A 12,953-nucleotide genomic window follows, 5' to 3' on the forward strand; every position below is an offset into this window, starting at 1 on the left:
CTGCAGCAATTTTTTGCGTCCGGAGGAAACAAGGGGCGCCACAGATGGCGAAGGGAAAGGACTATACAGCACCTGCTGTTGTATCCGCGCACGCTAACGCGGACGGTATGGCTTAGCCTGCTATCGCCGCCAGATGTTCGCGCACCCGCGCCAGATCTGTCTCGCGCATGCGCGCCGCTGTCTGGCGCAAGGATTTTTCCGCGCCGGCCACGCCGGCCGCCGCCGCCATTGACAGCCAGATGTAGGCCTGCTGCAAATCGAGCGGGCCACCCTGGCCGCTGGCCGCCATCAAGCCCAGATTCATTTGTGCCCGTGCATGGCCCTGGCGCGCGGCCAGCGCATACCAGTCCCAGGCGGCAGCATAGTCCTGCGGCACGTCCTGGCCATTGTCATGCCGCAGCCCCAGCGCAAACTGGGCCAGGCTGTGCCCCTGCGCGGCGGCACGGCAATAACAGGTGCAGGCCAGCTGGCTGTCGGGCGCCGGGCCATCATCGCGGTCGTGCAAAACGCCCTGCATGTATTGCGCTGGTGCGTAATCCTGCTCGGCAGCGCGGCGGTACCACTCCAGCGCCAGCGACAGATCCTGCGGCACGCCCTGGCCATGTTCGTAGCGCAGGCCCAGGTCGAACTGCGCCCGCACATGTCCCTGGTCGGCCGCCTTGCGGTACCAGAAGATGGCTTCCTGCGCATCGACTGGCGTGCCCTGTCCATGCTCATGCAGGTGTCCCAGCTGATATTGCGCGGCGGGAAAGCCTTGCCCGGCCGCCTGGCGATAGAACACCTGCGCCTGGGTATAGTCCTGCGCGCCATGTTCATGGTGCAGGCCCAGGTTGTGCTGGGCCGCCGCGTGCCCCTGCCCTGCCGCCCTGACATACCAGTCAAGTGCCGCCTGCTTATCGCAGGGCACGCCCTGGCCATTGTCATAGATCAGACCCAGATTGAACTGCGAACTGGCGTGGCCCTGCTCGGCCGCGCGCCGGTACCAGGTGATCGCCTGCCCGCTATCCTGCGGCAGCACGTCGCCGTTTTCATAGCGCAGCGCCAGGTTGAACTGGGCCGGCGCATAGCCTTGCTCGGCCGCCTTGCGCATCCAGGCGGTCGCCTGCTGACGGTCCTGCCGCACGCCCTGGCCATTGTCGTAGCGCAGGCCCAGGTTGAACTGGGCGCGCGCATAGCCCTGTTCGGCCGCCTTGCGATACCAGGCGATGGCTTGCACGAAATCCTGCGGCACGCCCTTGCCATTGTCATACATCATGCCCAGATTGTTTTGCGCGCCCGCGTCGCCCTGCTCGGCCGCGCGGCTGAACCACAGCATGGCTAGCCCGCTATCTTGCGCGAGTCCCTGGCCCTTGGCATACAGCCAGCCCAGGTTGTACTGCGCCGCCGCGTAACCTTGCTCGGCCGCCTGCTGGTACCAGTGCGCGGCCTGCACAAAATCCTGCGCCACGCCCTGCCCCTTCTGGCACATGACACCCAGGTTGTATTGCGCGTGCTCGAGTCCCTGCGCGGCAGCCAGGCCATACCAGTGCAATGCCAGCGCATAGCTTTGCTCGATACCCTGGCCATTGAAATACATGAAACCCAGGCTGTGCTGGGCATTCGCATTGCCCTTCTCGGCCAGTCCTTTCAGGCGCAGGTAGTCGGCCGTGTAGCGGGGATCGGCAAGCGGCATGGATCAGGCCTCGATGGCCAGCGGCAGCGGTGCCCCCGGTGCGACATCGGCGAGCAGGCGATTCTGCTCCTGCAGCACGCCGATGAAGCTGCCCAGCGAAATGGGCCGGTGGTACAGATAGCCCTGCATCGTGGTGCAGCCTTTGTCCTGCAGATAGCGCGCCTGGCCTTCCGTTTCCACGCCCTCGGCGATCAGGTGCAGGCCCAGTCCGCGCGCGATCGAGATGATGGCCAGGATGACGGGATAGTGTCCGTGCTCGTCGTGGATTTCCTTCACGAACGACTGGTCGATCTTGATGGTGTGGATGGGGAAGCGGTGCAGATATGAAAGCGAAGAATAGCCGGTGCCGAAATCGTCGATGGCGACCGACACGCCCAGCTGGCACAGCTTGTTCAACTGCTCAATCGCATATTGCGGATTGCGGATGCAGATGTTTTCCGTGATTTCCACTTCGATCTTTTCCGGCGCGATGCCATAGCGCGTCAGCGCACCGCGCATCTTCTCGAAAAAGTCGCCCCGGTCCAGGTATTGCGGCGACAGATTCAGCGACAGGCGCACGGCTTCGCCGCCGGCCGCGTCCCACTGCACCAGGTCGCGACACAGGGCGCCCAGCATCCAGTCCGAGATCGGCAGCATCAAGCCGTTTTCCTCGGCAAACGGCAGGAATTCGCCGGCCGTCAGCAAGCCGCGCTGCGGGTGGTTCCAGCGCATCAGGCCTTCGGCGCCAACGATGCGGCCAGTCATCACATCCACCTGCGGCTGGTAATACATCTCCAGCTGGTTCAGCTCCAGCGCCTTGCGCAGGCTTTGCTCGAGCGCGATCTTCTGGTGCGACACATCGAGCATGGACTCGTGATAAAAACTGTGGCCATTCTTGCCCAGCGCCTTGACCTGGTACATGGCGATGTCGGCATGGCGCAGCAGCTCGTCGATGGTCTCGCCGTCGCCCGGGTAGATGGCGATGCCGATGGAGGCCGAAATATGCACCTGGTTGCCATCGAGATCGAAGGGCTGGTGCAGGCATTCGAGGAATTTGTCGGCGATCAGGCGCGCATCCTGGCGGTCGCGCAGCTCCGGCAGCACGATGGTGAATTCGTCGCCGCCTTGGCGCGCCAGCGTATCGCCGCGGCGCAGACAATCCTTCAGGCGCAGCGCCACCTGCTGCAGCAACTCGTCGCCCTTGACGTGGCCCAGGGTGTCGTTGACCAGCTTGAAGCGATCGAGATCGATGAACATCACGGCCAGTTCCGTCAGCTTGCGCCGCGCCTGAATCACGGCCAGCCCCAGGCGATCCTTGAACAGCATGCGGTTCGGCAGGTCCGTCAGGATGTCGTGATAAGCCTGGTAAGAAATGACTTCCTCGGCGCGCTTGCGGTCGGTGATGTCGCGCGCCACGCCATAGGTGCCGAAGTATTCCTGCTTTTTCGCTTCCTGATCGTGGCTGTGCATGCCGATCGAATTGAGCGGAATCGTCATCAGCGTGTTGTTGAAGGTACGGTCGCTGCCGCTGCCGCTATGGCACTTCAGGCGCAGTTCCACATTGCGCGAGGCGCGCTCGTCGAGGCGGCGCTCATTGAAGGCATAGCGCGCCCGTTCCTGGTCTTCATCGTGCACGAGGATCGAGTAATGACTGCCGATCAGCTCTTCGCGGCTGAAGCCCAGCAACTGGTGCACCCTGTCGTTGATGAAGGTAATACGGCCTTCGTGGTTCAAGGTGTAGATGATGTCGGGCGAGCTGTCGACCAGGTAGCGGTACATCTTTTCCGAGTTTTCCAGCTGCAGCGCGATGCGCTCGTTCTCCAGCGCCAGCTTGCACTTTTGCAGCGCGTTCTCCACCGTCTTGAGCAGCTCCTCGCGGCTGTAGGGCTTGCGCAAATAATCGTAGGCGCCACGTTTCAGGGCGCCGATGGCAGCCTCAATGCCGACGTCGCCGCTCATGACGATCACGTCGCCCTCGATGCCGCGCCGGTTGATATGGTCCATGATTTCATGGCCGCTCATGTCGGGCAGGCGCAAATCGAGCAGGATCAGGTCGAAGCGCAGTTTCGACAACTGCGCCAGCGCCTCGCTGCCGCAGGTAGCCGTGTACAGCTGGTAGCCGCGGTCCTTCAGCAATTCGTGGAGGGAGGCGAGCAGGCGGGGCTCGTCATCGACGAGCAGGATGCGCGGGCTGTTTTCCAGGTCAAATGGAATGGCGGAGGAGTTCATGGTCGTTACGAAGACAAGGCGGTATTGCCAAGTGCGGGCAGCGCGGCTGCAGCGCTCGTCGGCACGGGAATGGGCAGTAAAATTTCAAACGACGTGCCGGACTTGCTGCTGCGGCAGCCAATCACGCCATGCAGGCGGGTAACCAGGTCATGCACGATGGACAAGCCCAGGCCGTGATGCGCCCCGTCCTTGTTGCTGCGCACGGGAGAAAACAGATTGGCCAGCACCTCCGGCGCCAGGCCGGCGCCATTATCGCTGACGCACAGCTCCAGATACAGGCGACGGTCGCGGTTGACGTGGCCCCGGTTCGCCACTTCGATGCGTCCGCCATCGGGCAGCGCTTCGACGGCGTTTTTCAGCAGGTTGAGCAGGATTTGCTTGAGCATGTCGGCATCGGCCTCCACCTCGCATGGCGCGTCCTGCATGCGCGTGACCACCTCGATCTTCGGCGGCAGGAAGTCGGTGGCGCGGAACAATCGCAGCACATCGTCGACCACGCGCGCGCAATCGGTGACGCCGCCCGCGTCCACGGGCTGCAAATCGGCCAGGCCGCCGATCAACTGCCCGACACGGTCGATTTCCTCGTTCAGGATAGCCATCTCGCCGCTGACCGGCTCCTGTTTCTCCAGCTTGTGATCGAGTACGCTCAGATAGTTTTTGATGATGGACAGCGGGTTATTCACTTCATGCACGACGCGGCGCGACGCGGCGCGGTATTCCTCGGCCACGTGATCGAGCTGGCGTCGAGCCAGGCCGCGCGCACTGATGGCCGTTTCCAGCGCCGTAGCGGCCTGGTTGGCATACGCGCGCAGAAAACCCTCGCGCTTCTGGCAGGCGGCAATTTGCCACGCCGCCACGCCGCCGATCAGTACCCCAAGGCTGCGCTGGCCCGCCACCAGCGGTATGCAGACCAGGCTGTCTGTGCCGAGAATGCGGAACAGCTGCTCCTCGACGATGCCCAGCGCCGGCATGTCGCGCTTTAAGAACGCCTGCTTGCACTCCAGCGCCGAGGCGGCCAGCGGGCCGCCCTTGGCCAGCGGGATCGAGAAACCGGCCAGGCGTTGCTGATGTTCTCCCGCCGCCACGCCGATCAACGCATGGCCGGTGGGGTTTTGCAGCAGGATGACGGCGGTGTCAAAGTCGAACAGGATGCGCGCCGAGCGCGTGATGGCTTCGAGCAGGCTGCTCTCGCCCTGCTGCCGGGCAAAGGTCTGGCCCACTTCGGATACCAGCACCATGTTACGCACTTCGTCGGACAGGCGCTGCTGCACCGGATCGACGGATGGCGGAGCATACGCGGGCGGGGTGACGATATCGTCCGCCCCAGCCAGGTCGATGCCCAGGTGCTGCGCGGCCTGCTCCACCTGGCGCGCGACGCTGCCGGCCAGGTCTTCCAGTACCTCGACATCCAGCGCGCACAGGCTTGCCGCCTGCGTGATCGATTCCGCATCGTCGGCATGGCAGCACAGCAGGTGCGCCAGACGCACGATGCGGATCAAAGGATGGCTGGCCTCCAGGCGCGCCAGCGGTTCGTGGTGATACAGCACGCTGTCGGCCAGGAAGGAATCGAGATGCCAGCGTTCGATCAGCCAGGCGCCCGCTTCGGCATGCGTGATCTGCAAGGTGCGCTGCTCCACCGCGCACAGGGCGGCATCGTCGCGCGCCGTGAAATTGAACGCGTATTCCTTCGGCGCCGTGGCCAGCAAGGCCAGACGGCCCACGTTGTGCAGCAAGCCTGCCAGATACGCTTCCTCGACGTGCGGATAGGCCATGGCCTTGGCCAGCGCGCGCGCCATGACGGCGGCCGACAGCGAGCTTTTCCAGAAAGCGCGCAAATCCGTGCTGCCGGAATGGGGAAAGCTGTTGAAGGTCTGGAAGACGGATTCGCTGATGACCAGGGTCTTGATCATGTCCGTGCCCAGCGACACGAGCGATTGCTCCAGGCTGACGACCTTGCTCTGGCGATGGTAAGCCGAGCTGTTGGCCACGCCGAGAATCTTGCTGGTCATGCCGGCATCCTTGGCGATCAGGGCGGCCAGCTCCGGCATGCCGGCATCGTCGGCCTGCAGGTGGGCGATCAGCTTGATGAGAATCTGCGGCATGGCCGGCAGGCGGGCAATCAGCAGGCGATTGCGAATATCTTGATCAGATTGATGCATCGTATCAGGCATTGCCGGTTCGAAAAGGATGAGCGCTCAGCAGCGAAGCGCGGCCACGTTCAGAGGAATCCTCCACTCCTGTAACCAAAAAATCTATTGCCTGAGAGGATGCCGGGAAAGAAGTCATCTTATCATAAGCGCCGGATATTACTTGCAATATAGAAAATTAAGTTGAAATAAATCTAGCGTTCTGTCATGGAAACTTATGCCTTGAAGGAACCCAGCAAACGGTGGCGGAAGCGCCGCGATATCAGCCACAGCGCCAGCGCCAGGGCCGTAAACGCCAGCTGGCCCGATGCCAGCCACAGCACGGAACCGGACAGCAGCGGCGAGATTACGCCGGCCACCACGGCACCGAGCATGGTGCTGGCAAACGACTGGCACGAGGCGACAGTGCCGCGGATATGCGGGAACAGATCGAGCGCCAGCAGGGTCGCGCCCGGCCCCACCAGCGACATGCCGAAGGTGTAGAAGAACAGGGGCAGCACCGACCATGGCAAGGATGGCGGCAGGAACAGGTGATACACGACATTGACGCTGGCGGCGCACAGCAGAAAAGCAAAGCCGATGCCGATCTGGCGCGCGAACGTGACCTTGCCGGCGATGCGGTTGGCCGCCAGGGCGCCCATGAAAATCCCGCTCACGCACGGGATGAACAGCCAGGCAAATTGCGATGGCCCCAGGCCCAGCTGCTTGGGTAGCATTTCCGGCGCGGCCGTGATGAACAGGAACAGGCCCGCGAAATTGAGGGCGACGATGCCGGCCTTGATGTGGAACAGGGGCGAGCGCAGGATCTGGCCATAGCTCGAGGCCAGGAAACGGGGATTGAAAGGCTGGCGCTTTTCCATCGGCAGGGTTTCGGGCAAGCGCCAGTAGCAGAAGGCCAGCAGGATCACCGTGTAAAAGGCGAGGAACAGGAAAATCGAGCGCCAGTCGAACCAGATGACGATCCAGCCACCCAGAATCGGCGCCACGGCCGGGGCGATGGAAAAGATCATCGTCACCAGCGACAGCAGCCGCGCCGCCGCCGCATCGGCATACAGGTCACGGATGATGGCGCGGCTGATCACCACGCCGGCGCCGGCCGAAACACCCTGCATGATGCGGAAGAACCACAGATAGTGCACCGTGTGCGCCGAAGCGCAGCCGAGCGAGCCGATGGCAAACATCAGCAAGGATACGAGAATAACGTTGCGCCGGCCGAAGGTATCCGAGATAGCGCCATGCCACAACACCATGCCGGCAAAGGCCAGCATGTAGAACGTCAGCGACTGCTGCACTTCCAGCGGCGACGCCTGCAGCGAACCCTGGATCGCGCCAAACGCAGGCAGATAGGTGTCGATCGACAAAGGCCCCAGCATCGACAGCCCGGCCAGCATCATGGCCAGCGCACCGCGACTCAACGGTGCCATGTGGCTCGGCGTAGGAGGCGGAACGGGCGTGACCGGGTCGGGCGGCACATTGGCCGGAGGGGTGGGAAACATGGTGGATCCAAAGTGGCGCGCGGACCGGCATTGATCCGCGCGCGGGGTTACTGCGGGTGTCTTGCGGTGAACGCTTACTGCTGTGGCTTTGGCTTGGCTTCTTCACGGCGGTTGTAGCCCGCCACCATATCGAAGCGGAACAAACGGCATTCCAGCGCGCCGTTGAAGAAAGGGGTCTTGCGCGCTTCCTTCAGACGCAGCAGCTTCGGCAGGCCCAGGTCGGCCGTGAAGAGGAACACGGTCCAGCCGGCGAAACGCTGCTTCAGGGTCGTGCCCATGGCAGAATAGAAGGACGTCGACAATTCATCTTCCGGGATGGTGCTGTCGCCGCGCACGCCGATACGCTCGCCGTACGGCGGATTGGTCAGCATGATGCCCGGCACGTCGCTTGGCGGCTTGACTTCCTGCGCCTCGATCTGTTTCAAGGGCACCTCGAAGCGCACGCCGGCGCAACGCAGGTTATGGCGCGTCATGGCCACCATGTCGCCCGAGATGTCGCTGCCGAAAATAGTCGGCTCGGCAGGCAGCGGATTGACCTTGATGGCGTTTTTCATGGCATTCCACGGCGCCGGATCGAAGTCGTGGAAGTTTTCAAAGGCGAACTGGCGCGTAGCACCCGGCGGAATGCCTTGCAGCATCTGCGCCGCTTCGGCCAGGATGGTACCAGAACCACACATCGGATCGAACAGCACCATGCCCGGCTTCCAGCCCGACACGCGCAGCAGACCCGCGGCCAGGTTTTCGCGCAGCGGCGCGTCGCCCGTCTCTTCGCGCCAGCCGCGCTTGAACAGGGCTTCGCCCGAAGTATCGAGGTAGACGGTAAACGTGTTCGCGTCGAGGAAGCCGACGATGCGCATGTCCGGCGTCTTGGTATTGACCGATGGACGCTCGTTGAACTGGTCGCGGAAGCGGTCGCAGATCGCATCCTTGATCTTCAGGGTGGTAAATTCCAGGCTACGCAGCGGCGACTTCACGGCCGTAACGTCGACACGGATCGTGTGGTGCACGCCGAACCAGTCTTCCCAGGATTGCGCCAGGGTCAGGTCATAAATATCGTTTTCCGTCTTGTAGCCGGAATGGGCCATGCGCATCAGCACGCGCGAAGCAATGCGCGAATGCAGGTTGATGCGGTAGGAGTCCAGCAGGTCGCCCGAGCAGTGTACGCCGCCCGGCACCTGGTTGTGGACCTTCATGGTCGAACTATCCTGGGCGATCTCGCCCAGTTCCTCGGCCAGCGCCGCTTCCATGCCGCGCGGGCAGGGGCAAAAATATGAAGCCATGGTTGGTGTACCCTTATTCCATTGTGTTGAACGCCCGCTAAATTACAGACGCTGTTTTACTACGTTTAAAAAATACTACATTCAAAAAAACTGCTTTTGCTTGACTACCCTGCCAGCGCGCGCTCGACAAAATCGAGGCGGTCCTGGCCCCAGTATCCTTCGCCATCGACGATGTACCACGGCGAGCCGAAGACGCTGGCGGCTGTAGCCGCCTCCGTGTTGGCGTCGTATTCGGCCTGCACGCTGGCCGTTTCCGACGTCTTCAGCAACTGGCGGCCATCGAAACCGGCATCGAGCGCGATCTGCACCAGGGTTTCCTCGTCGCCGATGTTGCGCTCTTCGGCCCACAGGCCGCGCATGATGGCGTGCGCCAGGTTCAGCGACGCCTCCACTCCGTGCGCCAGGCGTGTGGCGATAATCAGCTTGGCCGAGGCTTCCGGCGACACGGGGAAGAACTTTGGCTGCAAGGTCAATGGCACTTGCAAAAAGGCCGACCAGCGCGCCAGTTCGGCCAGGCGATACGCCTGGCGCTGCGGTGCGCGCTTGGCCAGCGGCAGGCCGCCCGAGACACTGAAGACCTTGCCCAGGTCAAAGGGGCGAATGTCGATCTGTGCGCCCGTCTTCGCGGCGATGGCCATCAGGCGCGCGTGCCCCAGGTAAGTCCATGGCGAGTGGGGCGCGAAGAAATACTGCACGACTTTGCTCTGACTTGCACTCATCTCGACTCCCTTAGAAAGGCTTGACCACGACCAGCACGACGACGGCCAGCAGCATCACCACCGGCACTTCATTAAACCAGCGGAACCAGGTGTGGCTACGCTTGTTGAGACCTTTTTCAAACTTGCGCAGGAGGGCACCGCAGGCGTGGTGGTAGCCGAGCAGCAGCACCACGAACGTCAGCTTGGCGTGCATCCAACCCGGTATCTTCATGCGGCCTTCACCTCCACCGTACAGCATCCACATCAACGCCAGCCCCAGCACCATCGCCGGCAGCGCCAGCAGGGACATGAAGCGGTACAGCTTGCGCGCCATCAGCAAGAGTCGCTCGGTGGCCACCGTTTCCGTCTCCATCGCCAGGTTCACGAAGATGCGCGGCAAATAAAACAGGCCGGCAAACCAGGACATGACGAAGATAATGTGGAAGGCTTTGGTCCAGAGAAAGAGCATGGGGTTCCCAGTGTCAGAGGTGGAGAAAAATGAGAGCACGGGCCGCCTTGTGGGCAGCCCGCGAAAGAGACTATTTACGTACTTCACCGTGGCCAAAGACCACGTACTTGAGCGAGGTCAAGCCTTCCAGTCCCACCGGGCCGCGCGCATGCAGCTTGTCGTTCGAGATGCCGATCTCGGCACCCAGGCCATATTCAAAACCATCGGCAAAACGCGTCGATGCGTTCACCATCACCGAGGCGGAATCGACTTCGCGCAGGAAGCGCAGCGCATCGCTGTAGTCTTCCGTGATGATAGCTTCCGTGTGCTTCGACGAATACTGGTTGATGTGGTCCATCGCTTCGTCGATGCCGTCAACCACCTTCACCGACAGGATGGCCGCCAGGTATTCGGTGCGCCAGTCTTCCTCGGTCGCGGGCACCAGATGCGGATACGCAGCAGCGGCCAGGATCGCATGGCTTTCCGGATCGGCGCGCAATTCCACCTGCTTGGTCAGGTACAGTTCGGCCAGCTGCGGCAGCACGGTAGCGGCGATGGCGCGCGACACCAGCAAGGTTTCCATGGTGTTGCAGGTGCCGTAGCGGTGGCACTTCGCGTTGAAGCCGATCTCGATCGCCTTCCTGATATCGGCCTTGGCGTCGATGTAGACATGGCAGATGCCATCGAGGTGCTTGATCATCGGCACGGTGGCCTCGTCCATCAGGCGCGCGATCAGGCCCTTGCCGCCGCGCGGCACGATAACGTCCACGTACTGTGGCATGGTGATGAGGGCGCCGACGGCGGCGCGGTCGGTGGTGTCGATGACTTGCACGGCATCAGCTGGCAGGCCTGCTCCCAGCAAACCCTCCGCCACCAGCTTGGCCAGCGCGCGGTTGCAATGGATGGCTTCCGAGCCGCCGCGCAAAATCGTCGCGTTGCCGCTCTTGATGCACAGGCCGGCCGCGTCCACCGTCACGTTCGGGCGCGCTTCATAGATGATGCCGATGACGCCCAGCGGCACGCGCATCTGTCCCACCTGGATGCCCGTCGGACGGAACTTCATGTTCGAGATTTCGCCGATCGGGTCGGCCAGCGCGACGATCTGCGTCAAGCCTTCGACCATGGTGGCAATGGCGGCGTCGGACAGGGTCAGACGGTCCAGCATGGCCGGTGCCAGGCCGGCGGCAGCTGCCGCATCGAGGTCGCGCTGGTTGGCCGCGCGCAACAGATCGGCATCGCGCACGATGGCGGCGGCGATCAGGCTCAAGGCGCGGTTGCGCGTGGCGCTGTCGGCACGCGCCATGGCGCGCGAAGCGGCGCGTGCGCGCGTGCCCACGTCCTGCATATATTCTGTGATGTCCATGCTCGTATCCATATAGTAAAAAACTAGCCTCGGGCTATCTTCAGGCCCAGCTGCAGCATGGCATCCCAGGCATCGCCCGCGTAGCCCCTGGCGCGCAAGCCCTTGATCATCTTGTCCACCTGCGCCGCCTGCTGCAGCGCCGCTTCCAGCACGGGTAGCGAAATGCGCCGCAGGGCCGGTTCCATCATCCGCTCGCGCGGTCCCCAGATACGGTATTCCTTCAGCAGCGCACCCAATGGACGCCCTTGCGCCATGCCGGCCTTCAATTTTAACAGCGTGCGGATTTCTTCGGAGACGGCCCACAAGACCAGCGGCAGCGCCTCGCCCTCGCCTTTCAAGCCTTCGAGCATGCGCACCAGGCGCGCCGGGTCGCCGGCCAGCATGGCTTCGGACAGCTTGAAGACATCGTAGCGGGCCACATTCAGCACCGCGTCCTGCACTTGTTCGTACGTCAGCTTGCCCGCTGCATGCAGCAAGCCCAGTTTCTGGATTTCCTGGTGCGCCGCCAGCAAGTTACCTTCCACCCGTTCGGCGATGAAGTCGATGCTGGCCCGTTCGGCACTTTGCCCCTGCGCGGCCAGGCGCTGGGATATCCAGGCCGGCAACTGCGCCCGCTCCACATTCGGAATCTCGATATACACGGCCGCCTGCTGCAAGCTGGCGACCCAGGCCGCCTTTTGCGTGGCCCAATCCAGCTTGGGCAAGGTGATCAAGGTCAGGTTGTCGGGGCTGAGGTTCTTCGCATAGCTTTGCAGCGCCGCGCCGCCATCCTTGCCCGGCTTGCCGGTAGGGATGCGCAGCTCGATCAGTTTTTTATCGCCGAACAGCGACAGCTCCTGGTTCGCCGCCAGCAGTTCGCCCCATTTGAAGCTGCGCTCCACCGTCAGCACGTCGCGCTCGGAGTAACCCTGCGCGCGCGCCGCGCGGCGGATCTTGTCGGCCGCTTCCAGCGCCAGCAAGTGTTCATCGCTGGTGATCACATACAGCTGCGCCAGCGGCTTGGCCACATGCCCATCGAGCGCGTCTATCCGCAATTGCATGGCGTCCCCGTTACTGCTGCGGGGCTGCCGGCGCGACCGGCGTCACGGGCGCCACCGACATGGCCGGCAGCACCGGCTTGATGGCGGCCAGGCGACGCATGATCTGCTGCACCAGGTCGTTGCGCATGTCGCGGTACAGCGCAGCTTCCTCGGTTTCCTTGGCCAGCACCTGCGATTCGTCGAAGGTAATCGGACGCACCAGGCTGATGGTTGTCGGTGCCAGCAACTGGTTGCCGGCCTTGTCCACCACGCGGAAATTGATCGAATAGCCGAGTTGGTACTCTTGCACGCGGCCATTTTTGTTCAGCGACAAAATGGTCTTGGTACGATTCCTCTCCGGGTCGGTGAGCACCTCAAGGACAGCGTCGGCGCCATCCTTGGTGTTGACCACCTCCGTGCTGCCAATGGCGCGGATATAGCGCTTCAGGCCAATCGCCAGCGGCGACGTGTCGGGCAAGCCGATGTACATCGTCGCGAACGGCAGCATGAAACTGCCGTTCGAACCGCGCAAATGAAAGCCGCAGGCCGACAGCAGGACAGTCAGGCCCAAAGCCAGCACGGCACGGCGGCCCAACAGCGATACGGAAGAGGAAGTCGTCAT

10 protein-coding genes are annotated in these 12,953 nt (G+C 62.9%); all 10 read right to left on the reverse strand.

Going from position 1 to position 12,953, the window contains the following annotated elements:
* Positions 1-112 precede the first annotated feature (112 nt).
* Positions 113-1,672 (reverse strand): SEL1-like repeat protein, encoded by a 1,560-nt coding sequence (locus ACQ4WP_RS11690; RefSeq protein WP_436520722.1) that lies wholly within the window; start codon positions 1,670-1,672, stop codon positions 113-115.
* 3 nt (positions 1,673-1,675) lie between these two features.
* Positions 1,676-3,880, reverse strand: a complete 2,205-nt coding sequence (locus ACQ4WP_RS11695; RefSeq protein WP_436520724.1) for an EAL domain-containing response regulator — start codon at positions 3,878-3,880, stop codon at positions 1,676-1,678.
* Between the two features lie 5 nt (positions 3,881-3,885).
* Positions 3,886-6,039, reverse strand: a complete 2,154-nt coding sequence (locus tag ACQ4WP_RS11700) for an HDOD domain-containing protein (RefSeq protein WP_436520726.1) — start codon at positions 6,037-6,039, stop codon at positions 3,886-3,888.
* A 203-nt stretch (positions 6,040-6,242) separates the two neighbouring features.
* Entirely contained in the window at positions 6,243-7,523 is a 1,281-nt protein-coding gene (locus tag ACQ4WP_RS11705; RefSeq protein WP_436520728.1) for a multidrug effflux MFS transporter, read from the reverse strand.
* Between the two features lie 74 nt (positions 7,524-7,597).
* On the reverse strand, positions 7,598-8,803 hold the full coding sequence (locus ACQ4WP_RS11710) for a THUMP domain-containing class I SAM-dependent RNA methyltransferase (RefSeq protein ID WP_436520730.1): 1,206 nt from the start codon (positions 8,801-8,803) through the stop codon (positions 7,598-7,600).
* A 104-nt stretch (positions 8,804-8,907) separates the two neighbouring features.
* Entirely contained in the window at positions 8,908-9,522 is a 615-nt protein-coding gene (locus ACQ4WP_RS11715) for a 2-hydroxychromene-2-carboxylate isomerase (RefSeq protein ID WP_436520732.1), read from the reverse strand.
* A gap of 10 nt (positions 9,523-9,532) precedes the next feature.
* The gene (locus ACQ4WP_RS11720) at positions 9,533-9,970 is read right to left on the reverse strand and encodes a CopD family protein (protein WP_436520734.1); all 438 of its coding nucleotides are present in this window, start codon (positions 9,968-9,970) and stop codon (positions 9,533-9,535) included.
* Positions 9,971-10,040: 70 nt separating this feature from the next.
* Complete coding sequence (locus ACQ4WP_RS11725) at positions 10,041-11,312, reverse strand: glutamate-5-semialdehyde dehydrogenase (RefSeq protein WP_436520736.1); 1,272 nt, start codon at positions 11,310-11,312, stop codon at positions 10,041-10,043.
* A 23-nt stretch (positions 11,313-11,335) separates the two neighbouring features.
* The gene (gene holA, locus ACQ4WP_RS11730) at positions 11,336-12,352 is read right to left on the reverse strand and encodes a DNA polymerase III subunit delta (protein ID WP_436520738.1); all 1,017 of its coding nucleotides are present in this window, start codon (positions 12,350-12,352) and stop codon (positions 11,336-11,338) included.
* Between the two features lie 10 nt (positions 12,353-12,362).
* Positions 12,363-12,953, reverse strand: coding sequence for an LPS-assembly lipoprotein LptE (locus ACQ4WP_RS11735; RefSeq protein ID WP_436520740.1), 591 nt, complete (start codon positions 12,951-12,953; stop codon positions 12,363-12,365).

The organism is Janthinobacterium lyxosi (genome assembly GCF_051380665.1).
GTDB lineage: Bacteria > Pseudomonadota > Gammaproteobacteria > Burkholderiales > Burkholderiaceae_D > Janthinobacterium.

What these genes read in the sequence shown, in the direction of transcription:
- ACQ4WP_RS11720 (WP_436520734.1), bottom strand. Translation starts at nt 9,970, where the DNA reads ATGCTCTTTCTCTGGACCAAAGCCTTCCACATTATCTTCGTCATGTCC.
- ACQ4WP_RS11725 (WP_436520736.1), bottom strand. Translation starts at nt 11,312, where the DNA reads ATGGACATCACAGAATATATGCAGGACGTGGGCACGCGCGCACGCGCC.
- ACQ4WP_RS11690 (WP_436520722.1), bottom strand. Translation starts at nt 1,672, where the DNA reads ATGCCGCTTGCCGATCCCCGCTACACGGCCGACTACCTGCGCCTGAAA.
- ACQ4WP_RS11705 (WP_436520728.1), bottom strand. Translation starts at nt 7,523, where the DNA reads ATGTTTCCCACCCCTCCGGCCAATGTGCCGCCCGACCCGGTCACGCCC.
- ACQ4WP_RS11710 (WP_436520730.1), bottom strand. Translation starts at nt 8,803, where the DNA reads ATGGCTTCATATTTTTGCCCCTGCCCGCGCGGCATGGAAGCGGCGCTG.
- holA (WP_436520738.1), bottom strand. Translation starts at nt 12,352, where the DNA reads ATGCAATTGCGGATAGACGCGCTCGATGGGCATGTGGCCAAGCCGCTG.
- ACQ4WP_RS11735 (WP_436520740.1), bottom strand. Translation starts at nt 12,953, where the DNA reads ATGACGACTTCCTCTTCCGTATCGCTGTTGGGCCGCCGTGCCGTGCTG.
- ACQ4WP_RS11695 (WP_436520724.1), bottom strand. Translation starts at nt 3,880, where the DNA reads ATGAACTCCTCCGCCATTCCATTTGACCTGGAAAACAGCCCGCGCATC.
- ACQ4WP_RS11715 (WP_436520732.1), bottom strand. Translation starts at nt 9,522, where the DNA reads ATGAGTGCAAGTCAGAGCAAAGTCGTGCAGTATTTCTTCGCGCCCCAC.
- ACQ4WP_RS11700 (WP_436520726.1), bottom strand. Translation starts at nt 6,039, where the DNA reads ATGCATCAATCTGATCAAGATATTCGCAATCGCCTGCTGATTGCCCGC.